Annotated in this window: 21 protein-coding genes; 7 read left to right on the forward strand and 14 right to left on the reverse strand. The window is 74.3% G+C overall.

The features are described 5' to 3' along the window. Positions 1–52: 52 nt before the first annotated feature. Positions 53–2,038 (reverse strand): acyl-CoA dehydrogenase family protein, encoded by a 1,986-nt coding sequence (locus tag DMP15_RS04055; RefSeq protein WP_073576816.1) that lies wholly within the window; start codon positions 2,036–2,038, stop codon positions 53–55. Continuing rightward, positions 2,035–2,754 (reverse strand): TetR family transcriptional regulator, encoded by a 720-nt coding sequence (locus tag DMP15_RS04060; protein WP_073576815.1) that lies wholly within the window; start codon positions 2,752–2,754, stop codon positions 2,035–2,037. The genes DMP15_RS04055 and DMP15_RS04060 overlap by 4 nt, the downstream gene beginning before the upstream one ends. 136 nt (positions 2,755–2,890) lie before the next feature. On the opposite strand from DMP15_RS04060, the gene DMP15_RS04065 reads away from it, so the two are divergent. From DMP15_RS04065 to DMP15_RS04075, 3 genes are read left to right on the forward strand one after another with little or no spacing between them, the layout of a single operon-like run. Beyond that, positions 2,891–4,195 carry an acetyl-CoA C-acetyltransferase gene (locus tag DMP15_RS04065; protein WP_073576814.1) on the forward strand — a complete coding sequence of 435 codons (1,305 nt, stop codon included), beginning with the start codon at positions 2,891–2,893 and terminating at the stop codon, positions 4,193–4,195. Then, positions 4,192–5,544, forward strand: a complete 1,353-nt coding sequence (locus DMP15_RS04070) for a 3-oxoacyl-ACP reductase (protein WP_073576813.1) — start codon at positions 4,192–4,194, stop codon at positions 5,542–5,544. Before DMP15_RS04065 ends, DMP15_RS04070 begins: the two co-directional genes overlap by 4 nt. Next, positions 5,544–6,440 carry a MaoC family dehydratase gene (locus tag DMP15_RS04075; protein ID WP_073576812.1) on the forward strand — a complete coding sequence of 299 codons (897 nt, stop codon included), beginning with the start codon at positions 5,544–5,546 and terminating at the stop codon, positions 6,438–6,440. Before DMP15_RS04070 ends, DMP15_RS04075 begins: the two co-directional genes overlap by 1 nt. A gap of 131 nt (positions 6,441–6,571) precedes the next feature. Here the strand turns inward: DMP15_RS04075 and DMP15_RS04080 are convergent, their stop codons facing one another. Next, on the reverse strand, positions 6,572–6,778 hold the full coding sequence (locus DMP15_RS04080; RefSeq protein WP_073576811.1) for a hypothetical protein: 207 nt from the start codon (positions 6,776–6,778) through the stop codon (positions 6,572–6,574). 26 nt (positions 6,779–6,804) lie between these two features. Between DMP15_RS04080 and DMP15_RS04085 the strand changes: the two genes are divergently transcribed. Further along, positions 6,805–7,965: a pyridoxal phosphate-dependent aminotransferase gene (locus tag DMP15_RS04085; RefSeq protein WP_073576810.1), complete on the forward strand. Its 1,161-nt coding sequence runs from the start codon at positions 6,805–6,807 to the stop codon at positions 7,963–7,965. A gap of 81 nt (positions 7,966–8,046) precedes the next feature. Here DMP15_RS04085 and DMP15_RS04090 read toward each other — a convergent pair whose 3' ends face one another. Continuing rightward, a complete protein-coding gene (locus tag DMP15_RS04090; RefSeq protein WP_073576809.1) occupies positions 8,047–8,721 on the reverse strand; it encodes a VC0807 family protein in 675 nt (224 codons plus the stop codon). A gap of 161 nt (positions 8,722–8,882) precedes the next feature. Between DMP15_RS04090 and DMP15_RS04095 the strand changes: the two genes are divergently transcribed. Next, positions 8,883–10,445: an adenylate/guanylate cyclase domain-containing protein gene (locus DMP15_RS04095; protein ID WP_073576808.1), complete on the forward strand. Its 1,563-nt coding sequence runs from the start codon at positions 8,883–8,885 to the stop codon at positions 10,443–10,445. Between the two features lie 31 nt (positions 10,446–10,476). Further along, on the forward strand, positions 10,477–12,093 hold the full coding sequence (locus tag DMP15_RS04100; protein WP_073576807.1) for an acyl-CoA synthetase: 1,617 nt from the start codon (positions 10,477–10,479) through the stop codon (positions 12,091–12,093). Positions 12,094–12,107: 14 nt separating this feature from the next. On the opposite strand, the gene DMP15_RS04105 is transcribed toward DMP15_RS04100, so the two are convergent. The 6 genes from DMP15_RS04105 to ppc form a co-directional block, all read right to left on the reverse strand. Then, positions 12,108–12,788, reverse strand: a complete 681-nt coding sequence (locus DMP15_RS04105; RefSeq protein WP_337825469.1) for an SIMPL domain-containing protein — start codon at positions 12,786–12,788, stop codon at positions 12,108–12,110. Further along, a complete protein-coding gene (locus DMP15_RS04110) occupies positions 12,785–14,788 on the reverse strand; it encodes a prolyl oligopeptidase family serine peptidase (RefSeq protein WP_083658825.1) in 2,004 nt (667 codons plus the stop codon). Before DMP15_RS04110 ends, DMP15_RS04105 begins: the two co-directional genes overlap by 4 nt. Before the next feature lie 14 nt (positions 14,789–14,802). After that, positions 14,803–15,561, reverse strand: a complete 759-nt coding sequence (locus DMP15_RS04115; protein ID WP_337825470.1) for a LamB/YcsF family protein — start codon at positions 15,559–15,561, stop codon at positions 14,803–14,805. A gap of 368 nt (positions 15,562–15,929) precedes the next feature. Then, positions 15,930–16,730: an rRNA methyltransferase gene (locus DMP15_RS04120; protein WP_337825471.1), complete on the reverse strand. Its 801-nt coding sequence runs from the start codon at positions 16,728–16,730 to the stop codon at positions 15,930–15,932. Between the two features lie 49 nt (positions 16,731–16,779). Beyond that, on the reverse strand, positions 16,780–16,980 hold the full coding sequence (locus DMP15_RS04125) for a hypothetical protein (RefSeq protein WP_062398523.1): 201 nt from the start codon (positions 16,978–16,980) through the stop codon (positions 16,780–16,782). Between the two features lie 80 nt (positions 16,981–17,060). Then, a complete protein-coding gene (ppc, locus tag DMP15_RS04130) occupies positions 17,061–19,829 on the reverse strand; it encodes a phosphoenolpyruvate carboxylase (RefSeq protein ID WP_337825472.1) in 2,769 nt (922 codons plus the stop codon). Positions 19,830–20,036: 207 nt separating this feature from the next. Between ppc and DMP15_RS04135 the strand changes: the two genes are divergently transcribed. After that, a complete protein-coding gene (locus tag DMP15_RS04135) occupies positions 20,037–22,055 on the forward strand; it encodes a beta-galactosidase (RefSeq protein WP_337825473.1) in 2,019 nt (672 codons plus the stop codon). A gap of 148 nt (positions 22,056–22,203) precedes the next feature. Here DMP15_RS04135 and DMP15_RS04140 read toward each other — a convergent pair whose 3' ends face one another. The 4 genes from DMP15_RS04140 to pfkB are packed head-to-tail and all read right to left on the reverse strand — an operon-like array spanning position 22,204 to position 25,413. Continuing rightward, positions 22,204–22,482, reverse strand: coding sequence for an HPr family phosphocarrier protein (locus DMP15_RS04140; RefSeq protein ID WP_062398519.1), 279 nt, complete (start codon positions 22,480–22,482; stop codon positions 22,204–22,206). A 26-nt stretch (positions 22,483–22,508) separates the two neighbouring features. Then, positions 22,509–24,023 carry a PTS fructose transporter subunit IIC gene (locus tag DMP15_RS04145; protein WP_073576801.1) on the reverse strand — a complete coding sequence of 505 codons (1,515 nt, stop codon included), beginning with the start codon at positions 24,021–24,023 and terminating at the stop codon, positions 22,509–22,511. Then, positions 24,020–24,469, reverse strand: a complete 450-nt coding sequence (locus tag DMP15_RS04150; protein WP_062398515.1) for a PTS sugar transporter subunit IIA — start codon at positions 24,467–24,469, stop codon at positions 24,020–24,022. The genes DMP15_RS04145 and DMP15_RS04150 overlap by 4 nt, the downstream gene beginning before the upstream one ends. Then, complete coding sequence (pfkB, locus tag DMP15_RS04155) at positions 24,466–25,413, reverse strand: 1-phosphofructokinase (protein WP_073576934.1); 948 nt, start codon at positions 25,411–25,413, stop codon at positions 24,466–24,468. Before pfkB ends, DMP15_RS04150 begins: the two co-directional genes overlap by 4 nt. Between the last annotated feature and the right edge of the window lie 22 nt (positions 25,414–25,435).

Here is a 25,435-nt window from a genome sequence, read left to right on the forward strand (position 1 = left end):
CCCCGGATCTCCGGGGCCGGCCGTCCGTCGTGGCCGGGACGTGTGGTCCGGGTCAGCCCGTCTCGACCTGGTCGGTGAGCGGCTCGGCCGGACGGCCGGGGGCCGGGGCCCACGCCTCGTCGTCGAGCATCGGGCAGGCCAGCCACTCGTCCGGGACGCCGAAGCCGTCGACCAGGGTCCGGGCGTGCGGACGCAGCTCGGCGCACAGTCCGTTGACCAGCGGACGGATCGAGCGGGACTCGGCCGCGGTGAGCCGGCCGGTCTCCAGGTACCAGGCCCGCTCGCGGTCGATCACGGTGAGCACGTGCAGGTCGTAGACCCGCTCCAGCAGCGCGCGCACCGCGGGGTCGTCGACGGTCACGAGCTTGTCCGCGAACGACGCCTCCACCAGCGTGTCCACGTGCGCGCGGGCCGCGGTGAGCAGCAGGTCCTGCGCGGAGTTGAAGACGGCGAACTCGTCGTTGCCCGTGCGCATGGCCGGGGCCAGGTTGCGGATCGCGGCGGCCAGGGTGTCCTCGCGACGGACGGCCAGCAGCTCCCGGCGGCGCGTGCGGTCGGTCAGGTCGATCCCGCGGAACGGGAGCCGCCGGGTGAGCGACGCGGCCCCGGTCCGCTCGGCCAGTACCCCGGCGAGCTGACGGCCGAGCAGCGGCGCGATCTCGAGCGGGTTGCCCTTCTTGATCGTGCGGCCGTAGTCCGACAGCAGCTCCTTGGCCAGCAGCTGGAGCAGGACCGTGTTGTCGCCCTCGAACGTGGTGAACACGTCGGTGTCCGCCTTGAGGGCGGGCAGCAGGTTCTCCTCCAGGTAGCCCGCGCCGCCGCAGGCCTCCCGGCAGGTCTGGATGGTGTGCGTGGCGTGCCAGGTCGCGATCGCCTTGATCCCGGCGGCGGACTGCTCCAGCGTGCGCTGCTCGCGTGCGCCGACCGGTCCGGCGCCCGGGGCCTGGATGTCGTGCATCCGCTGGACCAGGTCGTCCTGGGTGAAGTGCAGGGCGAACGTCGTCGCCAGCGCGGGCAGCAGCTTCTGCTGGTGGGCGAGGTAGTCGAGGACGGCGATCTCCTCGCCGGTCGCCGGGTTGGCGAACTGGCGACGGCGCTCGCCGAAGCGCACGGCCAGGGTGAGCGCCTTCTCGGTCGCCGCGCCGGCGCCGCCCGCCACCGAGATACGGCCGCGGACCAGCGTGCCGAGCATGGAGAAGAACCGCGCCGTCTCGTTCTCGATCGACGACGAGTACGTCCCGTCCGGGGCGACGTCGGCGAAGCGGTTGAGCAGGTTCTCCCGCGGGATGCGGACGTGGTCGAAGGCCAGCCGTCCGTTGTCGACGCCGTTGAGGCCGGCCTTGCGGCCGTCGTCGCCGATCTGCACGCCGGGCAGGGCCCTGCCGTCGCTGTCGCGCAGCGGCACGAGGAAGGCGTGCACGCCGGGCTTCTCGTCGCCGGTGATCAGCTGGGCGAACACGACCGCCATCCGGCCGTCCCGCGCGGCGTTGCCGATGTACTCCTTGCGGGCCTGCGGGTACGGGGTGTGGACGACGAACTCGCCCGCCTCCCGGTCGTAGGTCGCGGTGGTGTGCAGGTGCTGGACGTCCGAGCCGTGCCCGGTCTCGGTCATCGCGAAGCAGCCGAGCAGCTCGCCGTCGATGATCTTGCGGAGGTACTGCTCGTGGTGCCGCTCGGTGCCGAGCACCTGGACCGCGCCGCCGAACAGTCCCCACTGCACACCGGCCTTGACCAGTAGCGACAGGTCTCCGTAGGCGAGCATCGCGAACGCGGCGACGACCCCGCCGACGTCGCCCTGGCCGCCGACCGAGGGGTCGAACCCGGTGTGCGGGCGGCCCGAGGAGGTCAGGAACTTCAGCGAGTCGGTGATCCACTCGCGGTACTGCGCCGAGGTCAGGTCGGGGTCCGCGCGCATCTCGGCGTTGGCTGCCAGCTGTTCGCGGGTCTCCTGCCGGGCCCGGGCCCAGCGCCCGTCGACGACGGTGCGGAGCGCCTCGGCGGGGACGGCGTCGGGGCTCGGAAGGGTGCTGCGGGTCATGGCTGAACCTCCTGCTGCACGTGCGATGCCAGGCCGGACAGTCCGGACCAGGCCAGGTCGGTGAGATGGGTGGCGATCCGCTCGCGGGGGGTGCCGTCGGGGCGGGCGAGCCAGTCGTCGGCCGCCCCCCGGACGAGGCCGACGATCGCGTGGCCCCAGATGCGGGCCGCGGCCCGCGGGTCGGTGCCGGTCCCCGTCGGGGTGCCGAGGTTGCCGGCGATGACCACCGCCACCTCGTCGCCGATCACGGTCACGAGGTCGTTGACCGGGTCGCTCGTCCCGGTACGGCCGCTGTCGGCGGTGGGGGCGCGCCGGGTGGTGCCCTGGGTGAGCAGTGGTCGCTGTACCACGAACCGGTACAGCTCCGGGTCGATCTCGATCAGCCTGAGGTAGGCGTCGATCCCGGCCGCGACGGCCTCCCGCGGCCCGCGGCCCGCGTCGGACAGGGCATCGGCGGTGGCCCGCCGGACCTCGGCCAGCAGGACGCCGGCCACCGACTCGCAGATCGCGGTGTAGAGGCCGGCCCGGTCGCCGAAGTGCCGGTAGATCACGGTCTTGCTGGTCCCGGCGGACGCAGCGATCTCATCCATCCCGATGCCGGCGCCGTGCCGGCGGATGGCCCCGATCGCGGACCCGACGAGTGCCACCCGCCGCTGCTCGCGGTGGGCGTCCCATCGGCTGTCGCGTCTGTCCCGTCCGGCCTTCACGAAACCCATAGTACCGTGTACCTTGAGTACCGGCTACCCCGTGGTAACGACGAACCACGAGCTGATGCTCCGCCCGCCCGGAGCCGCGTGCAGCGCGGCGACCCGATCGGGTGGGGCGGGACCCGATCCAGGAGGGACGACCCCCATGCCAGCCAGCACCCGGCGCGCCGCCGTCATCGGCGGCAACCGCATCCCGTTCGCGCGGGCCAACGGTGCCTACGCCTCCGCCTCGAACCTCGACATGCTCACCACCACGCTCGACGGTCTGGTGGCCCGCTTCGGGCTGGCGGGCGAGCGTCTGGGCGAGGTCGTGGCCGGCGCCGTGCTCAAGCACTCCCGCGACTTCAACCTCACCCGCGAGGCGGTCCTCGGCTCCCGGCTGAGCCCGGCCACCGCGGCCTACGACGTGCAGCAGGCCTGCGGGACCGGGCTGGAGGCGACGATCGCCGTCGCCAACAAGATCGCGCTCGGCCAGATCGAGTCCGGCGTCGCCGGCGGTGTGGACACCGCGTCCGACGCCCCGATCGCGCTGAACGACGACCTGCGTCGCGTACTGGTCAGGCTCAACGCCGCGAAGACGGCGGTGGACCGGCTCAAGCTGGTCGGGCAGCTGCGGCCGGGCCAGATCGTCCCGGACATCCCGGAGAACTCCGAGCCGCGCACCGGCCTGTCGATGGGCGAGCACGCGGCGCGCACCGCGCTGGAGTGGGGCATCGGCCGCACCGAGCAGGACGAGCTGACCGCGCGCAGCCACCACAACCTGGCCGCCGCCTACGACCGCGGCTTCTTCGACGACCTCGTCACGCCCTACCTGAAGCTGACCCGCGACAACAACCTGCGCGCGGACTCCTCGGTGGAGAAACTCGCGAAGCTCAAGCCGGTCTTCGGGAAGGGCCCGGACGCCACGATGACGGCGGGCAACTCGACCCCGCTGACCGACGGCGCCGCGCTCGTCCTGCTCGGCTCCGACGAGTGGGCCGCCGAGCACAAGCTGCCGGTGCTGGCCCACGTCGTCGACGCCGAGACCTCGGCCGTGGACTACGTGCACGGCCCGGACGGGCTGCTCACCGCGCCGGTGTTCGCCGTCCCGCGGATGCTCGAGCGCAACGGCCTGTCCCTGCAGGACTTCGACCTGTACGAGATCCACGAGGCGTTCGCCTCGGTCGTGCTCGTGCAGCGCAAGGCCTGGGAGGACCCGCGCTTCTGCAAGGAGCGCCTGGGCCTCGACGCGCCGCTGGGCGCCGTCGACGACGCGAAGCTCAACGTCGCGGGCTCCTCGCTCGCCGCGGGGCACCCGTTCGCCGCGACCGGCGGGCGGATCGTCGCCACCCTGGCGAAGCTCCTGCGGGAGAAGGCCGACACGGAGAAGAAGGACCAGCGCGGCCTGATCTCGATCTGCGCCGCGGGCGGCCAGGGCGTCGTCGCGATCCTGGAGGCGAAGAAGGCATGAGCGACCTGCTCGCGACCCTGTCCAACACCGGCATCGCCAAGCAGCTGGGGCTGCCCACGGTGCCGACGCTGCGCCGGCACCGCCCCGGGGACCCGCTGCTGGCCGGCCCGGTACTCGTCGCGTCGGTCGGCGAGTCACGCTTCGCGAAGGCCGTCACCGCGTTCGTCGAGGAGCAGGGGGTCCCCGCGCTCACGGCGGTCGGTGAGGACCGGCTGCACGGCGTCGTCGTCGACCTGTCGGGAGCGCGGACGCTGGCCGACCTCGCCGCCGCCCAGCAGATCCTCACCCCCGCGGTGAAGCGGCTCGGGCCCTCGGGCCGGGTGCTGCTGATCGGCGCCGAGCCCGCCGAGGCGTCCGGGGCCGAGGCGGCCGCCGTCGCCCAGTCGCTCGACGGCCTGGTCCGCTCGATCGGCAAGGAGCTGCGGTTCGGCGCGACGGCGAACCTGCTCGTCGTCGCCGCCGACGTCACCCCGGCCGCGATCGACTCCTCGGTCCGGTTCTTCCTCTCCGCCCGCTCGGCCTACGTCGACGGGCAGGTCGCCCACGTGGCCGCTCCGGTGGGGCAGCCACGCGAGCCGGGCGAGGTCGACGACCCGCGCGCCGAGGAGCAGCCGCTCGCCGGGCGCGTCGCGGTGGTCACCGGGGCGGCACGGGGCATCGGCGCGGCCATCGCCGACACCCTCGCCCGCGACGGGGCGAGCATCGTCGCCGTCGACATCCCGGCGGCCGGGGAGGGCCTGGCCCGCACCGCGAACCGCACCGGCGGCACCGCGCTGCAGCTGGACATCACCGCGTCGGACGCGGCGGACCGGCTGCTCTCGCACCTCGCCGACCGGCACGACGGCGTCGACATCGTGGTGCACAACGCGGGCATCACCCGCGACAAGCTGCTCGCGAACATGACCGAGGACCGGTGGAACTCGGTGCTCGCGGTCAACCTGGGCGCCCAGCTGACGATCAACGAGGCGCTGCTGGCGAAGGGCTCCCCGCTGCACGAGGCCGGCCGCGTGGTCTGCGTGTCGTCGCAGTCGGGCATCGCGGGCAACCGCGGCCAGACCAACTACGCCGCCTCCAAGGCCGGCGTGATCGGCATGGTCCGGGCGCTCGCCCCGCGGTTCGCCGAGCGCGGCGCGACGATCAACGCCGTCGCACCCGGGTTCATCGAGACCGACATGACCGCGACGATGCCCGTCGCCACCCGCGAGGGCGGCCGCCGGATCAACTCGCTCAAGCAGGGCGGGCTGCCGGTCGACGTCGCCGAGGCCATCGGCTGGTTCGGCCGCGCCGAGTCCGGCGGGCTCAACGGGCAGGTCGTGCGGGTCTGCGGCCAGTCGATGCTGGGGGCCTGATGACCGTGGCCGAGGACCGGAAGGTCACCGAGCTGCCCGGCCCGCCGTCGCTGGGGCCGTACTACGCCTCCGCGGCCGCCCGGGCGGCGCTGCCCGGCGGCTCCGGCCGGTCGCTGCCCGCGACCGAGCTGGTCCGCCGCGGCGTCACCGTCGAGCAGCGGCACCTCGCCGACTATGCCCGGGTCTGCGGGTTGCGGATCGGCAACGCGCTGCCGGTGACCTACCCGCACATGCTGACCTTCCCGCTGCAGGTCGTGCTGATGGCCGGCCGGTCGTTCCCGCTGCCGCTGCCCGGACTGGTGCACATCGCCAACCGGATCACCGTGCACCGGGCGATCTCCCCGACCGAGACGCTCGACGTCCGGGTGTGGGCCGAGCGGTTCACCCGCCACCCCAAGGGTGCGCAGGTGGATCTGATCGGCGAGGTCTCCGCGGGCGGGGAGACCGTCTGGGAGGGCCGCAGCACCTACCTGGCCCGCGGGGCGACGGCCCCGGACGGCCCGGAGGGCGGCGACGGCACGGCCGACATCGCCGAGCCGCCGGTGCCCACCGGTCCGGCGAACGCGCTGTGGCGGGTCCCGGGCGACATCGGGCGCCGTTACGCGGCCGTCTCCGGTGACGTGAACCCGATCCACCTGCACCCGCTCACCGCGAAGGCGATGGGCTTCCCGCGGGCGATCGCGCACGGCATGTGGACCGCGGCGCACGCCGCCGCGGCGCTGGAGGGCCGGGTCCCCGACGCCTGCACCTACGACGTCGTGTTCCGCAAGCCGGTGCTGCTCCCGGCGAGGACCGAGCTCGTGACCGAGCAGGCCGCAGGCGGCGCGTGGGGACTGGCCCTGCGCAGCGTCAAGGACGCGCACAAGCTCCACCTGGTCGGCCGCATCGGCGGGTAGACCTGACGCATGGACGAGGAACGACCCCGACCGGGTGGGCAGGTCTGCTCACCCGGTCGGGTGATTCTGGATCGGTCCACAGGCCGGTACAGCAACGTTCTCCCGATGACGGACGTCTTCCTCTGTGTCCATCATTCGTCATCCGACATCCGTGAGGAGGCCATGCGATGAACGAGGACATCTCGATCGAGACCGACGAGCAGCACGACGACGAGTCCCACATCGTCCGCGGACTCGACTAGGTTCGGGCGGAGGAGCTCGTCCCGGCGCGGTGGAACCCACCGGCGTCCGCGGACCGGCACGGGTTCGCGCAGACCCTCGATCAGGAGCTGCGCCACCCGCCCACCCGGATAGTGTCGGGCCCATGCTGGTCGAGCGCATGCGCCCGTTCACCTCGACGATCTTCACCGAGATCTCCCGCCTCGCGGTCGAGACCGGTGCGATCAACCTCGGCCAGGGCTTCCCGGACACCGACGGTCCGGCCTCCCTGCTCGCCGACGCCGCCGCCAACATCACCGAGCGCGGCCTGAACCAGTATCCGCCCGGCCCGGGCGTACCCGCGCTGCGCGAGGCCGTCGCCGCGCACCAGCGCCGCTGGTACGGCCTCGAGGTCGACCCGGCCGACGTCGTGGTCACGACGGGGGCGACCGAGGCGATCGCCGCGACCCTGCTCGGGCTCTGCGGCCCCGGCGACGAGGTCGTCGCCTTCGAGCCCGCCTACGACTCCTACGCCGCCGCCGTCGCGCTGGCCGGTGCCACGCTGCGGACCGTGCCGCTGCTCCCGCCCGACTTCGGCTTCGACGACGACGCGCTGGCCGGCGCGTTCTCCGACCGCACCCGGGTGGTGCTGGTCAACACCCCGCACAACCCGACCGGCGCCGTGCTCACCCGCGACCAGCTGACCCGGGTCGGGGAGCTCGCCGTCGCGCACGACGCCGTCGTCGTCACCGACGAGGTGTACGAGCACATGGTCTTCGACGACGCCCGGCACGTGCCGATGGCGTCGCTGCCCGGACTCGCCGACCGCACCCTCACGATCTCCTCGGCGGGCAAGACGTTCTCGGTGACCGGCTGGAAGGTCGGCTGGGTGCACGGCCCGCCGGAGCTCGTCGCCGCGCCGCGGGCGGTCAAGCAGTTCCTCACCTTCCACGGCGGCGCCCCGCTGCAGCCCGCCGTCGCGCACGCGCTGGCCCTGGGCGACGACTTCTACACCGGCCTCACCGCGGACCTGGCCCGCAAGCGGGACCTGCTGTCCGCCGGGCTGCGGGCGGCCGGGTTCGACGTGCTCACCCCTCGCGGGACGTACTTCGTGGTCGCCGACCCGCGCCCCCTCGGGTTCGACGACGGCGTCGACCTGGCGTGGAAGCTGCCCGGGCTGTGCGGGGTCGCCGCCGTCCCGGTGTCGGTGTTCTGCCCGTCGCCCGACGCGGCGCGGGCGTACCGGCCGTTCGTGCGGTTCGCGTTCTGCAAGCGCGACGACGTGCTGGAGAAGGCGGCCGGGCGGCTCGCGGGGCTGCGTGCGTGACCGCGGTGCCGGGCCCGGGCGCGAGCCGGGTGTCGGTCGTCGTCGGCGCCGACCGGGGGCGGCTGCGGGACCTGCTGGAGGTCACCGGCCCGCCCGCGCCGCCCGCCTCACGCTGACCACCAGCAGCGCGGACAGGCCCGTCCACACCACGATCGACTGCACCGACAGGATCGGCAACGCCACCACCGGTGCCAGCGTGTAGGCCAGGGTGATCCGCAGGGTCGCCTCCAGCGTCATCACGCACGCGGCGACGCCCGTCGCGCGGCGCAGCGTCCGGCGGAACACCGGGTTGGCCGCCCACTGGCGCTCCATCAGCTCCGGCAGGTCGGGGCGCTGGGCACTGCCGAAGAACCGGCACACGTGGAACACCAGCGGCCGGCGCCCGACCACCAGCGACCCGGCGAGCAGCAGCCCGAACGCGACGCTCTGGATCGCGTCGCGGGCCACGGCGAACCGGGCGTCGCCGCTGAGCAGCGACGTCGCCAGACCGGCCGCGATGGTGACCAGCACGATCACCCCGACCGGGTTGAGCCTGCGGTGCCGCACCGCCTGCACCAGCACGTTCAGCGCGGGCGGCAGCGCGGACCAGGCCAGCGCCGCGACGTCGGACATGCCCTGCCCGGTCAGCACGACGTAGACGAGGTAGGGCAGCGCCGCGTCCACCAGCAGCGAGCCCACGGTCTGCCGCAGCACGGCGCCGCGGCCCGTGGGGGCGGTGGCCGACGGTGCGGCCGTCGGTGTGGTGGTCGGGGCCATCGGTGCCTCCGGAGTACGGCGGATCGGACCCGACGACGGTCCCGCGCGCGGACCCCCTCCCGGATCCACCCGGGGACCGACCCCGGGTGGAGATCGGCTCTCCACCCACCGGTCCCGATCTCCGGCGGCCCGGCTCACTCGATCGGCCTAGACTCCGGCCCATGGATGCGCAGCGACCCGCGACGCGGCCGGGCCGTCAGGTCGTCGGGCTGCCGGTACGGGCCCTGCTCGCCCTCGTCGTGGCGTCGGCGAACGTCATCGGCGCGGCCGTGGTGCTGGTCATCGCGGCCTTCGTGCTGCCGCGTGAGCAGCTGCTCGACGCCGTCGAGATCCGTCTGGTCAACCTCGTCGTGCTCGGGATCTACCTGCTCGTCGCCGTCCCGGTCGGGATCTGGTTCGGCCGCCGGAAGCTGACCCTGCGCCGCTCCTCGCGGGATCCGCAGGCCGACGAGCGAGCGCTGGTCCTGCGGGCGCCCGCCCGCATCTCGTCGATGGTCGCGCTGCTGTGGATGGTGGCCGCGGTCCTGTTCTGCTTCCTGAACCTGCGCTACTCCGGCCGGCTGGGCTTCTCGGTCACCGCCACCGTGCTGATCGGCGGCGTGACCACGTCGTCGCTGTCCTACCTGCTGGTCGAGCGGATGCTGCGCCGTGCCGCGGCCCGGGTGCTGTCCGGACGGCCGCCGAAGCGGCGTCGCCTGGTCACCGGGGTCATGCTGCGCTCGGTCGGGTTCTGGGCGCTCGGCACCGCGGTCCCGATCTCCGGGATCATGCTGGCCGGGCTCGTCGCGCTGGTGTTCGGCGACTCCTCACCCACCCAGCTCGCGGTCACCATGCTCGCGCTGGGCGGCACGGCGATCGGGGTCGGGCTGATCACGACGCTCGGGGCCGCCCGCGCCATCGCCGACCCCGTGCTGGCCGTGCGCCGCGCGCTGGCCCGGGTGCAGGACGGCGACCTCGACGTCCGCCTGCCCGTCTACGACAACACCGAGCTCGGCCAGCTCCAGGCCGGGACGAACAGCATGGTCGAGGGCCTGCGCGAGCGGGAGCGGATCCGCGACCTGTTCGGCCGCCACGTCGGTCGCGACGTCGCCGAGGCCGCCTCGGCGCGCGGCGACGGCATCCGGCTCGGCGGCGAGGTGCGCCCGGTCGCCGTGCTGTTCGTCGACCTCGTCGGTTCGACGACGATGGCCGCCCGCCGCCCGCCGGAGGAGGTCGTGGCGGTGCTGAACCGCTTCTTCGGGGTGGTCGTCGAGTGCGTCGAGCAGGCCGGCGGGTGGATCAACAAGTTCGAGGGCGACGCCGCGCTCGCGGTCTTCGGTGCCCCGCTCGACCTCGACGACGCCCCCGGCGCCGCGCTGAGCGCCGCCCGCTGCCTGGGCGCCCGCCTGGCCGAGGAGATGCCCGAGGCCGAGGCCGGGATCGGCGTGTCCGCGGGCGACGCCGTGGCCGGCAACATCGGGGACCCGCGCCGCTACGAGTACACCGTGATCGGCGACCCGGTGAACGAGGCCGCCCGGCTCACCGAGCTGGCGAAGTCCGTGCCGGGGATGGTCGTCGCGTCCGCGCGGGCCGTCGACGCCGCCGGTGCGGAGGCTGCGCGGTGGCGGGCCGGGGAGTCGGTGACGCTGCGCGGACGGGACGAGCCGACCGGCGTCTGCGTGCCGGCCGAGCACGCCCAGGACACCGCCGCGCCCGTCGGATCCGGGGAGAACAGTCGTACGTGACTGTGGGGGTGTCCTCGGGCAGGATGCCGCCATGGGCAACGGCGCTACCGGGTTCAGTGAGCAGACCGCCGCGGCGATCCAGCGGGCGCGACGGCACTCGCTCGGGGACCTCCTGCACCGCACGGCCGTCCGGTATCCGGGCAAGACCGCGGTCGTCGACGGCGACACCCGCTGGACGTTCGCCGAGTTCGACGCGGCGGTGAACCGGTGCGCCGCCGCCCTGGCGGAGCAGGGGCTGGCCAAGGGCGACCGGCTCGCGCTGCTCTCGCACAACTGCCGCCAGTTCGCGGTGCTCGTCTACGCCACCGCGCGGCTCGGCGTCGTACTCGTGCCGATCAACTTCATGCTGAACGCCGAGGAGATCGCGTTCATCCTCGACCACTCCGGGGCGACGGCGTTCGTCGTCGAGGACGCGCTGGCCGCCACCGGGGAGAAGGCGCTCGCGCAGTCGTCGGAGCCGGCGTCGGTCCGGGCCCGGATCGGGCTGTCCGGGCAGGCGCCGACCGGGGACTGGGCCGACCTGGACGCCTGGATCGGCGGCGACGGCGACCCCGGCGAGCCCGACGTGCACATCGCCGACGACGACCCGCTGCGTCTCATGTACACCTCCGGCACCGAGTCCCGGCCCAAGGGCGTCATGCTGCCGAGCCGGTCGCTGATCAGCCAGTACGTGTCGTGCGTCGTCGACGGGGGCATGGAGCACGACGACGTCGAGCTGCACTCGCTGCCGCTCTACCACTGCGCGCAGCTGGACTGCTTCCTGTCCGTCGACGTCTACCTGGGCGCCACCAGCATCATCCTCCCGTCGCCGGACCCGGCCCGGCTGCTGGAGACCATCGAGCGGGAGAGGGTCACCAAGCTCTTCTGCCCGCCGACGGTGTGGATCTCGCTGCTGCGCCACCCGGACTTCGACACCCGGGACCTGTCGAGCCTGCGCAAGGGCTACTACGGCGCCGCGGCCATGCCGGTCGAGGTGCTGCAGGAGCTGTCCCGGCGACTGCCGGAGGTGCGGCTGTGGAACTTCTACGGCCAGACCGAGACCTCGCCGCTGGCGACCCTGCTGGGTCCGGACGAGCAGCTCAGCCACGCCGGGTCGGCCGGGCGGGCGTCGCTGAACGTCGAGACCCGGGTCGTCGACGACGCCGGGAACGAGGTCCCGCCGGGTGAGGTCGGCGAGATCGTGCACCGCAGCCCGCACGTGACGCTGGGGTACTACGAGAACGAGGAGAAGACCGCCGAGGCGTTCGCCGGGGGCTGGTTCCACTCCGGCGACCTGGGCGTGATGACGGCCGACGGGTACCTGTCCGTCGTCGACCGCAAGAAGGACATGATCAAGACCGGTGGGGAGAACGTGGCCTCCCGCGAGGTGGAGGAGGCGCTCTACCTGCTCGACGGGGTCGCCGAGGTCGCCGTGTTCGGCGTCAGCCACCCGCACTGGATCGAGGCCGTCACCGCGGTCGTCGTCCCGAAGCAGGGGGTGACGCTGACCCGCGAGCAGGTCGACGCGCACGCGAAGGACAAGCTCGCCGGCTACAAGCGGCCCAAGTACGTCGTGTTCGCCGACGCCCTCCCCAAGAACCCCAGCGGCAAGATCCTCAAGCGGGAGCTGCGCACCGAGCACGGCGAGATCGCCGCCCGGGAGGGCTGAGCCCGGCCCGGGCGTCAGCAGCCCGGCCGGACCACGAACTCGGCCTCCACCTCGGCCCGGACGGTGATGTCGTCCGGGGCGAGCAGCGTCCCGAGCCCGCCGTCGGCGGACTCGGCGCCCCAGCCGCCGGGCGCGCTGACGGCCCGGGCGCTCATCGCGACCGCCCGGGTGCCGAGCATCCCGGTGTCGGCGACCGAGCGCGGGGCGACGGTGCCCAGGTCCAGGGCGTCGGCGTAGTCCTGGGCGCGTTCGACGGCCTGGCGCAGCGCGTCCTGCCGGGCCGCGCGCTCGACCCCGCGGCGGTGGTCGCGGGCCAGGTCCCAGGTGATCCCCTGGACCTGCGCACCGGTGAACCGGCCCACACCGGACAGCCACGCGCCGAGCCGGGCGACGTCGTCGAACTCCACCGACACCGACACCGACGCGTGGTGCACCGGCGGCTGCGGGCGCCCCTCGAAGGAGGGCTGCTCGACCCAGCTGCGGGCCTGGTCGACGACGTAGCGCCGGACCGGCCCGGCGTCGGGGTCGTGCAGGCCGCGCACGTCGGCGACGAGCGCCGCGGTGCCGCGCTCGACCTCCGCCCGCACCGGGGCGGCCTCGGGCCCCTGCGCCTCCACGACGACGAGCGCGGTGCCGCGCTCGGCGGGCACCTGCCGCTCGTGCTCGCCCCGCACCCTGATCACGACGTCGCTCATGCCAGCTTCTCCCACAGGAATCCGTAGGCCAGTGCGGCCATCCTCGCGGCCTGCGCGTTGTCCGCGGCGCCGCCGTGCCCGCCCTCGATGTTCTCGTAGTAGGCCACCTCGTGGCCGGCGGCCTCCAGCGCGGCGGTGAACTTGCGGGCGTGGCCGGGGTGCACCCGGTCGTCGCGGGTGGAGGTCAGCAGGATCGTCGGCGGGTAGTCGGCCGTGTCGTCGATCAGGTGGTACGGCGAGAACGTCCGGATGAACTCCCAGTCGTCGGTGTCCGGGTCGCCGTACTCGGCCATCCAGGAGGCACCGGCGAGCAGGTAGCTGTAGCGCTTCATGTCCAGCAGCGGCACCTGGATGACCACCGCGCCGAACAGCTCCGGGTAGCGGACCAGCATGTTCCCGGCCATCAGGCCGCCGTTGCTGCCGCCCTGCACGGCGAGGTGAGCCCGCGAGGTGACGCCGCGGTCAATCAGGTCCCGGGCGACGGCGGCCATGTCCTCGTAGGCCCGCGGCCGCTTCTCGCGCAGCGCCGCCCGGTGCCAGCGCGGCCCGTACTCGCCGCCGCCGCGCAGGTTCGCGACCGCGTACACCCCGCCGCGCTCCAGCCAGGACCGGCCCGTGCCACCGGAGTAGCCGGGGGTCATGGGGATCTCGAAGCCGCCGTAGCCGTAGAGCAGGGTGGGGGCGGAGCCGTCGAAGGGCAGGTCGTTGCGCCGGACCAGGAAGTACGGGACCCGGGTGCCGTCCTCGCTGGACACGAAGTGCTGCTCGATGACGTGGCGGGACGCGTCGAAGAACGCGGGCGCGCTGCGCAGCGGGCGGGGCTGTTCGCCGACCGTCGCGATCGACAGCGTCGACGGGGTCAGGTAGTCGGTGACGATCAGCCAGACGTCGTCGCTCTCGTCGGCGTCGACCGCGGCGACGGTGACGCTGCCGAACTCCGGTGCCCCGGTGAACGGCGCGCGGGTCCAGCCCTGCTCGCCCGGGGTGAGCACGACGAGCCGGTCGACGACGTGTTCCAGCACGTCGAGCACGAGGTGGTGGCGGGTCCAGGCGTACCCGGCGAGCGAGGAGGAGTCGGTGGGCTCGAACAGCACCTCCCACGAGGGGGCGCCGGCCAGGACGTCGTCGAAGCGGGCGGCGAGCAGGGAGCCCGCGGTGAACGAGCCCCAGTCCTCGCGCAGCTCGACGGTGCACCACTCGCGGTGCACGTCGGTCATCGCGGAGTCCGGTACGTCGATCTTGGTGAGGGTCCCGTCCGCGCCGATCAGGTGGAGCTCGTCGGCGTAGAAGGCCAGCGCCCGGCGCAGGAAGTCCCGCTCGAAGCCGGGGGTGTGGTCACGGAACGCCGAGATGCTGAGGTCGGTCTCCTCGCCGGCGTAGACCAGCTCGGCGGACTCCAGGGCCTCGCCGCGGCGCAGCCGCCGCACCGTACGCGGGTAGCCCGAGGTCGTCATGGTGCCCGGACCGAGGTCGGTCGACAGGTAGACGGTGTCGCGGTCGATCCAGCTCATCCCGCCCTTCGCCTCGGGACGGGAGAACCCGCCGTCGACGAAGCTGCGGGTCGGGAGGTCGAACTCGCGCGTGACGTCGGCGTCGGCGCCACCGCGGGACAGGTCGACCAGCGCGCGGTCGAGGTCCGGGCGCAGGAAACGGGCACCGTGCCAGACCCAGTTCTCGCCCTCGGCCGCGTTGAGCGCGTCGACGTCGAGCAGCACCTCCCACTCGGTGTCGGCGCTCCGGTAGGACTCCGGGGTGGTGCGCCGCCACAGGCCGCGCGGGTGCTGCTCGTCGGTCCAGAAGTTGTAGTAGTGCCCGCCGCGGGCGGTGACGAACGGGATCCGGTCGCGGGAGTCGAGGACCTCGCGGATCCCCGACTCCAGCTCGGCGAACAGCGGGGTGCCGGTCAGCCGCGCCTCGGTGCGGGCGTTGCGCTGCGACACCCATTCCAGGGCCTCGGTGCCGGTGACGTCCTCGAGCCAGGCGTGCGGGTCGTTCGTCATGACCCGATCATCGCTCACACGAACGGTGCGACGGCGATCCCGGCCCGGGCGAGCTCGTCACGGACCCGTCGGGCGGTCGTGACGGCGCCGGGGGAGTCGCCGTGCAGGCAGGCGGACTCGGCACGGACCGCGACGTCGCTGCCGTCGACCGCGCGCACCGTCCCCGTCCCGACCACGCGGACGAGCCGTTCGGCCGCCTCCGCGGGGTCGTCGAGCAGCGCACCCGGTTCGCCGCGCGGCACGAGCCCGCCCTCACCGGTGTAGCCGCGGTCGACGAAGAACTCGCCCACCGCGCGCAGCCCGGCCCGCTCGGCCTCCGCGAGCAGCGCGGACCCGGCCAGCCCGAGCACCGGCAGCGACGGGTCGTACGCCCGCACCGCCCGGACCACCGCGCGCGCCTGCGCGGTGTGCGTCCGTGTGGCGTTGTAGAGCGCGCCGTGCGGCTTGACGTAGCGGACCCGGATACCCGCGGCACGGCACAGGGCCTCGAGGCCGCCGATCTGGTAGAGCACGTCGTCGGTCAGCGCGTCGGGCTCGATGTCGAGGAACCGGCGCCCGAATCCGCGCAGGTCCGGGTACGACACCTGCGCCCCGACGACGACCCCCGCCCCGGCCGCCCCCGTGGTCGTGACCCGCAGCGTCGAGGGGTCCCCGGCGTGGAACCCGCACGCGACGTTCGCCGAGGTGACGAGCCCGAGCATCGCCTCGTCGTCGCCGAGGGTCCACCGGCCCCAGGACTCACCGAGGTCGGCGTTCAGGTCGATCGTGCTCACGGGCGTGTCCTCGGTGTCGGCGTCGGTGTCCGTGTCGGTCCGGGACCCAGTGTGACCGGTATCGGCTCGCCCGGAGATCGGAGCTCATGGGCCCCGCCCGCCCCGGGGGCACGGCAGGGTGCTGGTTCTCCGGATTCGCTTACCCGGTAAGCGAATCCGGAGAAGAGGGGTGCCCGTGCACTCGGTCCCTGCCGGCGCGGAGGCGCGTCGTCGCCCCGACGGCATGCCCCTGTTCTGCGGGAGAGAGTTCCTCCCGTGAAGGGTTCTGCGGGGATCGGGCCTCCCCGGAACCGAGAGGCCGGGGCGAGGCACCGGCGGGGATCGATCGACCCTGCCCCGGCGCGAGGGTGGCGAGCAGCCCTGCCCCGTCAGCCCTCGTGCAGTGCGCCCGCCCGCACCAGGACGGCGGCCCGGTGCCCCACGCGGACCCGCTCGAGGGGCCGGGCCCCGCCCGGCAGCGGCACCGTCCGCCCACGCCCGACGGCCACGACCACGGCGTCCGGGCGGAGCGCGGTCGCGACCGCGCGCAGGAACTCGACCCCGGGGTCCTGGTCGTCGGCGGCGGCGCGGACGGGCCCGGCGTCGGGGGCCGGGGTGCTGGCCGCGCCGCCGGGCCGGGTGGGGGAGGCGGCCCATGTCGTCCGGTGCCCGTGCGGCAGATCGGCCAGGACCAGGTCCGGGCCGGTCCCGTACGGACCCGCCCCGGCCAGAGCGTTACGCACGGCGGCGGTGTCGCGGGCGTCGGCGAGGGTGACGGACCAGGCCGGGGTACTCGCCGGGACCAGGGCCCGGGCGGCGGTCGCGGCGTCGGCGTAGGACGGCTTGTCGTGCCGGGCCGCGAGGGCCTCGAGGTCCGCGGCGCGGGCGGTGAGGCCGCCCGGGTCGAGCAGGGCGAGGTTGCGCCGGGCCAGGTCGAGCGGCTCGGGGTCGGCGTCGGTGCCCACCAACCGCGCGAGGCCGGGGACGAGCAGGCCCAGCACGGCGAGTGTCACCCCGGCGCCGCAGCACGGGTCCCACACGGTGAGCGGGACGTCGGCGGGCAGGTGGACGCGGGCGCGGCCGGCGAGCTCGACGGTCAGTCGTACCGGGAGGGTCGGGCGGCCCGGCGCCGACGCCAGCACCGCGTCGAGCGCCGCGTGGTTCGCGGCCGGGGCGTGGCGGTACTGCACCCGGGCAGTCCAGCAGCCCGCGGCCGCACCGGTTCCGGCGGGTGGCCGGTCAGCGGGTGCGGCGGTGCAGCCAGAACGCCACACCGCCGACCAGCAGCGCGACGACCACCAGCGCGCCGACGATCTGCGGGCCCGCGGTCCCGGCCAGGTAGCTGAGCGGGAGCCCGGCCAGCGCGATGATCAGCACCCAGGCGACCACCCGGCGGGTCGCGGGGCCCTCCGGGCCGGGTGTGTTCCGATCGTGCTCCATGTCCGGAACGTACCGGTCGGGCGCCGCGGCGGTGCCGCCCCGGGTCCGGTCCCGCGTCCGGCCCGGCCCGGTACCGGGGCTCAGCCGGTGTTCTTCATCCCGGCCGCGATCCCGTTGATCGTCAGCAGCAGGGCGCGCTCCAGGTCGGGATCCGGGTCGTCGCCCGCGGCCCGGCGCTGGGCGAGCAGCTCGACCTGCAGGTGGTGCAGCGGCTCGAGGTAGGTGTCGCGCACCGACAGCGTGCCCCGCAGCACCGGGTGCCGGGCGAGCAGCTGGTCCTCCCCGGTCACCGCGAGCAGCTCGCGGCGGGTCAGTTCGTGCTCGGCCCGGATCTGCGCGAACAGCCCCTGCTGCTCCGGCTCCACCAGGGTCGCGACGTAGTTCGACGCGATCCGCAGGTCGGTCTTCGCCAGCGTCATCTCGACGTTGCCGATCAGGTTCCGGAAGAACGCCCACTCCCGCATCTCGGCGAGCTCGTCGGCGTAGCCGGCCTCGCGGGCGGCCTTCAGACCCGAGCCCAGGCCGTACCAGCCGGGCACGACCATCCGGGTCTGCGTCCAGCCGAACACCCACGGGATCGCCCGCAGGTCGTCCAGCGTCGGCTCGCCCTGTCCCGGCCGCTTCGACGGCCGCGACCCCACGTTGAGCCGCCCCAGCTCCTCCACCGGCGTCGCCGCGGTGAAGAACAGCGGCAGGCCCGGGTCGTCGACGAGCGTCCGGTAGGTCGCGGTGGCCGCCTCGGAGACGCAGTCCATGACCTCGTCCCACCGCCTCAGGGTCTCGGCCGGCCAGCGCGACGCCTGGTGCAGCAGCGACGCGTCCAGCATCGACGCCAGCAGGATCTCCAGGTTGTCGTGCGCCAGGCTGGGCAGCGAGTACTTGTCGGAGATGACCTCGCCCTGCTCGGTGAGCTTCATCGTGGCGTCGACCGACCCGAACGGCGCCGACGCGATGGCCTCACCGGCCGGACCGCCACCGCGCCCGACCGACCCGCCGCGGCCGTGGAACAGCCGCAGCCGAACCCCGTGCTCGGCGGCCACGTCGCGCAGCTGGCGCTGCGCCCGGTGGATCTGCCACTGCGACGCGGTGATCCCTGCGCCCTTGTTGGAGTCGGAGTACCCCAGCATGATCTCCTGCAGGTCACCGCGGTTGCGGACCTGCTGCCGGTACCCCGGGTCCGACAACAGCCCCTCCAGCAGCTCCCCGGCCCGGGACAGCTCCTCCACGGTCTCGAACAGCGGCACGAGGTCGATCGAAGAACGCGGGTCGTCGCCGATCTCGACCATGTACGCCTCGCGGGCCAGCACGGCGACGGCGAGCAAGTCGTCGACGTCGCGGGCCATCGAGACGATGTAGGTCCGCACGACCTCGTCGCCGAACTCGTGCTGCAGCGCGTGCACCGTGTCGAACAGGTCCAGCACCGGCGCGGCGGCCTCGGGCACGCCGTAGTGGCGGCGGAGCAGCGGCCGCTTGCTGCGCAGCTCCGCCGAGAGCAGCTCCCGGCGCTCGTCGCGGGTCAGCTCGGCGTAGGGCTTCTCCAGCTCGCCGAGCCCGTCGAACACCGCGCCGAGCGCGTCGTGGTGCTTCTGCGAGTGCTCGCGCACGTCCATCTCGACCAGGTGCAGGCCCAGCGCGCGGGCCGAGCGGATCGCCCGGGCCAGGGTGCCGCCGGCGATCCGGGCGCCGTGGTGGCCGCGCAGCGACCGGTCGACGACCAGCAGGTCCTCCAGGTAGCCGGCCGACCCCAGGTAGTCGACGCCCGGCTCGTGCGCGGCGCCGGCCGCGATCCGCCGGCGGGTGTTCTCCAGCCGGGCCGCGACGTAGGACAGCTTGAGCCGGTACGGCTCGTGCGCGTTGAGCCGGATGTAGCGGTCGTGCACCGCGGGCAGTGCGCGGCGGTCCCGGGCCAGCGAGCCGCGCAGCTCCTCCGACACCCCCATCACCCGCGTCGACACCGACAGCTCGAAGACCAGCTTCTCCACCAGCGCGGTGTGGATCCGGATCGCCCGGTCGGCGTTCAGCTCCAGCACTTCGCGGGTCACCGCGGGGGTGACGTTGGGGTTGCCGTCGCGGTCGCCGCCGACCCACGACCCCAGTACGAGCGGACGCGCGTCGTCGGGGATCTCCAGCCCCGCCTCGGCGGCCTCCCGGGCGAACTCGCCCAGCAGGTCGGGGACGGTCCGCTCGCCGAGCCGGGCCGCGAACCAGGCGACGTTGCGGGCCTCGTCGATCACCATCGGCTTGCCGGGGCGGATGTCGTCGGTCTGCCAGAGCAGGTCGACCAGCGCGGCGAGCTCCTCGTCGGGCGCCCGGTCGTCGAGGGCGTCGACGATCCGGCGCAGGATGCCCAGCACCGACTGCCGGGTCGACTCGGTCGGGTGCGCGGTGAACACCGGGCGCAGCTCGGCCCGGGCCAGTACGTCGGCGACCTCGTCCGGGTCGGCCTCGGTGGCCAGGCGGCGCAGCACCGTCCGCAGCGGTCGCGCATCGACCGGTCGTAGTTCCCGCAGCTCACGGGACCGGTGCAGCTGCTCGGCGACGTTGGCCAGCTGGAAGTACTGGGAGAACGCCCGCGCCAGCAGTACCGCGGTGCCGGTGTCGATCCCGTCGAGCAGGGCCGCGACGACGTCCGGCCCGGCCTCGCCGCGCGCCGAGTCCCGGGCCGCCCGGCGCACCTGCTCGACCAGCTCCAGGACCTCGGGACCGGACTCGTCGGACAGCGTCCGCCCGAGCATCGTCGACAACCGCCGGATGTCGGCGCGCAGCGCCTTCTGCTCGCTCTCGCTGACGACGCCCGAGTGCGCGGTCAGCGAGTCGGGGGCGAGGGCGGTGGTCTCCGAGGGGCTCACGCAGGCTCTCCGGTTCTCCGCGCGGTGGCGCGGGTCGGGACGGGCCGCTCGCGTCGTCGGGAACGGGGTTCGGGCAGCGGCATCGTCCCCCGCCGGCGCGGGGCGGGGCCATCGCTGGCGCCGCCCGTAACCCCGGGGAAACCTGATCCGCACGAACTCGGACACATCCGCACGACATCGCACATCATCGCGGGCCACACTGGGCGCATGACCCGCTGGTTGCGTCGCACCCCCGGTGCCTCCCGTCCCCGCATCGAGTTCGGGGCCGACTACAACCCCGAGCAGTGGCCGCGCGCGGTGTGGGAGTCCGACGTCGCGCTCATGCGCGAGGCAGGCGTGACGGTCGCGACCGTGGGCGTCTTCTCCTGGGCGCTGCTCCAGCCCGCGCCGGACCGCTGGGACCTCGGGTGGCTCGACGACGTGCTGGACCTGCTGCACGCGGGCGGGATCGCCGTCGACCTCGCGACGGGCACGGCGTCACCCCCGCCGTGGCTGCATCACCGGCACCCGGAGATCCTCGCCGTCGACGCCGACGGCCGGACCCTGGCGCCGGGCGGGCGCCAGCACCACCGCCCGACCTCCCCGGTGTTCCGCCGCCACGCCCTCGCTCTGGTCGAGCGGCTCGCCCGCCGCTACGGCGACCACCCCGCGCTCGCCGCCTGGCACGTGTCCAACGAGCTGGGCTGCCACGACGTCCACGACCACTCCGACGACGCCCAGGTCGCGTTCCGGGCCTGGCTGCAGCGCCGCTACGGCGACCTCGACCGGCTCAACCACGCCTGGGGCACCGCGTTCTGGTCCCAGCACTACGGCGACTGGGACGAGATCGGCACCCCGCGCCGCACCGGCCCGGGCACCCACCCGAACCCGACCCAGCAGCTCGACTTCGCCCGCTTCTCCTCCGACGCCCTGCTCGACCACCTGCGCGCGGAGCGGGACCTGCTGCGCGCACTCACCCCGGACGTGCCCGTGACCACCAACTTCATGGTGATGGGCGAGACCAGCGGCATGGACTACGCGACCTGGGCGCCCGAGGTCGACATCGTCGCCAACGACCACTACGTGTTCCCCGGTCCGGACGCCCGCGACGAGCTGTCGTTCTCGGCCAACCTCACCGGCAACCTCGCCTGCGGGCACCCGTGGTGGCTGATGGAGCACTCGACGTCGGCGGTGAACTGGCAGCCGGTCAACCGCGCCAAGCGCCCCGGGGAGCTCGCCCGCGACGCGCTCACCCACCTCGCGCACGGCGCCGACGCGCTCTGCTTCTTCCAGTGGCGCCAGTCCGCGGCGGGCGCGGAGAAGTTCCACTCGGCGATGGTGCCGCACGCCGGTCCGGCCTCGGCGCTGTTCCGCGACGTCACCGCGCTCGGGGCGACACTGCGCGACCTGGCCCCGGTCGCCGGGGCGCGGCGGGTCCCCGCGCCGGCCGCGGTGCTGTGGGACTGGCCGTCGTGGTGGGCGGCCGAGCAGGCGTTCACCCCGACCACCGAGCTGCGCTACAAGGCCGAGGCACTCGGCTGGTACCGGGCGTTCCTCGACGCCGGGGTGCGGGCCGACGTCACGTCCGCCGACGCGGACCTGTCCGGCTACGGGCTGGTCGTCGCCCCGGTGCTGCACGTGGTCGGCCCGGACCGGGCGGCCGCGCTGACCGCCTACGTCGGGGCCGGTGGGCACCTGGTCACCACCTACTTCTCCGGCACCGTCGACGACGACGCGCACGCCGTCCTCGGTGGCTACCCGGGCGCGCTGCGCGACCTGCTGGGCATCCGGGTCGAGGAGTTCGCGCCGCTCGACCCGGGCGCCGTCGTCGAGCTCGACGACGGCTCCACCGGTGACCTGTGGAGCGAGGCCGTGCAGGTGGTGGACCCGGCCGTCGAGGTGCTCGCCCGCTGGACCGGCGGCGGTACCGACCCGGCCGCGGGGGACCTCGCCGGGCTGCCCGCGGTGACCCGCCGCCCGGTCGGGGACGGGTCGGCGACCTACGTCCCGACCCGCCTCGCCGACCGCGCCCCGCTGCTGCGACGTCTGCTGGCCGCCGCCGGGATCGCCCCCGAGCTGCCCGGCGAGCTGGTGGGCCGGGTGGAGCTGGTCCGCCGCGACGGCTTCCGGTTCGTCGTCAACCGGACCGACGCCCCCGCCGACCTGGGGCCCCTCGGCGCGGCGGAGGTGCTCGCCGGCCCGGCAGGCACCCTGCCCCCGCGCGGGGTGACCGTCCTGCGGGACTGAGCTGCGGGATCGAGCCGCACGTCTCCGCCCCCGGGAGGGCGGAAACGTGCATCTCGGCAGCGGCGGCAGGATCGGGGTGCGGACGGCCGGACGCCCCGCCGCGCGGGAGGCGCGGCGGGGCGTCGGGGTCGTACCGGGTGACGTGGGGTCAGCTCGCGTCGAGGTCCTGCTCCAGCAGCTCGGCCAGGGCCGCGACGGCGGCCTCGCCCTGCTCGTCGTCGGAGGAGGTCAGCACGACCTCCTCGCCGGACTTCACTCCCAGGCCCATCACCGACAGGATCGAGGCGGCGTCGACCGGGCCACGCTCGCCGTCGGCGGTCCCGATCCTCACCTTGACCCCCTGCTCCTTGGCGGCGGTCACGAACAGGTTGGCGGGGCGGGCGTGCAGCCCGACCGACGAACCGACCTTCACACGGCGCTCGGCCATGGTGGGTGCTCCTTCTCTCGGGTGGGTCAGCCCGCGACCGGCGCGGCGGCCGGGGCGGTGGCGGTCTGCTCGGCGGCGGCCGGAGCCGGGGTGCGGCGGGCCGACTTCAGGCCGACGACCAGGGCGGCGGAGACCAGGGTGCCCGCGATGATCGCCAGCAGGTAGGCGAACGGGTTGCCGATCAGCGGGACCACGAAGATGCCGCCGTGCGGGGCCCGCAGGGTCGCGCCGAAGGCCATCGACAGCGAACCGGCGACCGCGGAGCCCGCCATCAGCGACGGGATGACCCGCAGCGGGTCGGCCGCGGCGAACGGGATCGCGCCCTCGGTGATGAAGGAGGCGCCCAGCAGCCAGGCGGCCCGGCCGTTCTCCTGCTCGACCTTGGTGAACAGGTTCTTGCGGACGGCGGTGGCCAGGGCCAGCGCCAGCGGCGGCGTCATGCCCGCGGCCATCACCGCGGCCATGATCATCAGCGCGGTCTCCGAACCGGTGGACAGCCCGGCGACGGCGAAGGCGTAGGCGGCCTTGTTGACCGGGCCGCCCATGTCGAAGGCCATCATCAGGCCGAGCAGCGCGCCGAGCAGGATCGCGTTGGTGCCGGACAGGCCGTTGAGCCAGTTGGTCAGGCCGGTCGTGGCCGCCGCGAGCGGCGTGCCGACGACCAGGAACATGATCGCGCCGACGACCGCGGTGCCGATCAGCGGCAGCACCAGCACCGGCATGATCCCGGCCAGGGCGCGGGGCGGCTGCCACAACTTGAGGCCGTAGACGACCGCACCGGCGAGCAGACCGGCGACCAGGCCGCCGAGGAACCCCGCCTGGGTCTGGACGGCGATCATGCCGCCGACGAAGCCGGGCACCAGGGCCGGGCGGTCGGCGATGGCGTAGGCGATGAAGCCGGCCAGGACCGGGACCAGGAAGCCGAACGCCAGGCCACCGACCTGGAAGAACAGCGCGGCCCAGGACTGCAGTGCACCCGGGTCGAACGCGACCGAGGCGACGCCGTCGTCACCGAAGGAGACGACGTCGGGCGCCTCGGTGATCTGGTAGCCGCCGAGCGCGAAGCCCAGCGCGATCAGCAGACCGCCGGCGGCGACGAACGGGATGACGTAGGAGACGCCGGTCATCAGCCAGCCGCGCAGGCGCGACCCGAAGCCGGAGCCGAAGTTCTTGGTGTCCATCTCCGCGCCGTCGCGCTGGGCCGGGGCCGCCGCGGCGGCCGTGCCCTTCGGCTGGGCGGTGGCCTTGGCGACGGCCTGCTCGATCAGGCCCGGCGCGCCGCCGATGGCCTTCTTGACCGGCGAGGTCACCGTGGGCAGGTGCGCGAAGCGCTCCTTGTCCCGGACCTCGACGTCGGCGGCGAGGATGATGGCCTCGGCCTCGTCGAGCTGGGCCTGGGTGAACGGCGTCGAGCCGGCCGAGCCCTGGGTCTCGACCACGATCTCGTGGCCCGACTCCTCGGCGGCGACCTCGAGGGCCTCGGCGGCCATGTAGGTGTGCGCGATGCCCGTGGGGCACGCGGTGACGGCGAGGAGCTTCATGCTCCCACCTCCTGCTGGATGAAGGTCGCGACGGCGGCCGGGTCGGTGGCGTTGCGGAGCTCGTTCTTGAACGAGGCACGGACCAGGCGACGGGCCAGCGCGGCGAGCACCGTCATGTGGTCGGTGTTCCCGCCCTCGGGGGCGGCGATCATGAAGATGAGGTCGGCGGGGCCGTCCTCGGCGCCGAAGTCGACACCCGACGGCGCCCGGCCGAAGGCCAGGGTCGGCTCGGTGACGGCCGCGGAGCGGCAGTGCGGGATGCCGATGCCGCCCTCCAGGCCGGTCGGCATCTGGGCCTCGCGGGCCTCGATGTCGGCGAGGAACCGGTCGAGATCGGTGACCCGGCCGGCCTTCACCAGGCGCTCGGCGAGCGCGGTGACGGCGGTCTTCCGGTCGGCCGACGGCACGTCGAGGTCGACCAGATCAGCGGTGATCAGGGCAGTCATGCGGCATCTCCGGTGAGGGCGAGGGTGACGTCCGGCGTGGGGGCCAGTTCGACGTCGTCGATTCGGATGTCGGCCGGACCCGGCGTGGCGGAACCGGGCAGTCGGCAGGCGGCGGCGCCGTAGGCCACGGCCTGCCGCAGGGCGTCGGGTCCCTCCCCACCCGCGGCCAGGAACCCGGCCAGGGTGGAGTCACCGGCGCCCACCGTGCTGAGCACGGTGATCGGAGGGGTCCGGGCGTGGTACTCGCCGGACCGGTCGACCAGCAGGGCACCACCGGCACCCAGGCTGACCAGGACCGCGCCGATCCCGCGGGCACGCAGCTCGCGGGCGGCCAGCAGCACGTCGCCGAGGCTGCCCAGGGGGCGCCCGACGAGCTCGGCCAGCTCGGCGTGGTTGGGCTTCACGAGGTCGGGGGCCGCCGCGACGGCGTGGTGCAGCGGCGCGTCCGAGGTGTCGATCGCGACCTTCAGGCCGGGACGGCGGCAGCGCCGGGTCAGCTCGGCGTGGAAGTCGTCGCCGACCCCCGGGGGGAGTGACCCGCAGCTGACCAGCCAGGTGGCGCCGGCGCCGAGGGCGCAGGCGCGCTGGAACAGCGCCTCGACCTCGTCGGCGGACAGTCGCGGGCCCGGCTCGTTGATCTTGGTGGTGACGCCGTCCGGCTCGACCAGGGTGATGTTGACCCGGGTGGCCTCGGCGACGGGGACGGCGACGGTCGTGACGTCGGTCGGCTCCAGCAGCGCCGCGAGGCGCTCACCGGGGGTGGCGCCCGACGGCATCAGGGCCACCGCCCGGTGCCCGGCCGAGGCCAGCGCACGGGCGACGTTGACGCCCTTGCCGCCGGGGTCGACCCGGACGGACCCGGCGCGGTGCACCTCGCCGCGCACCAGGTGCGGCAGCGCGATCGTCCGGTCCAGGCTCGGGTTCGGGGTGACCGTCACGAACATGGGCGGGGTCGGGAGCGTGCGG

Source organism: Pseudonocardia sp. UM4_GMWB1, assembly GCF_017312155.1.
Taxonomy (GTDB): domain Bacteria; phylum Actinomycetota; class Actinomycetes; order Mycobacteriales; family Pseudonocardiaceae; genus Pseudonocardia; species Pseudonocardia alni.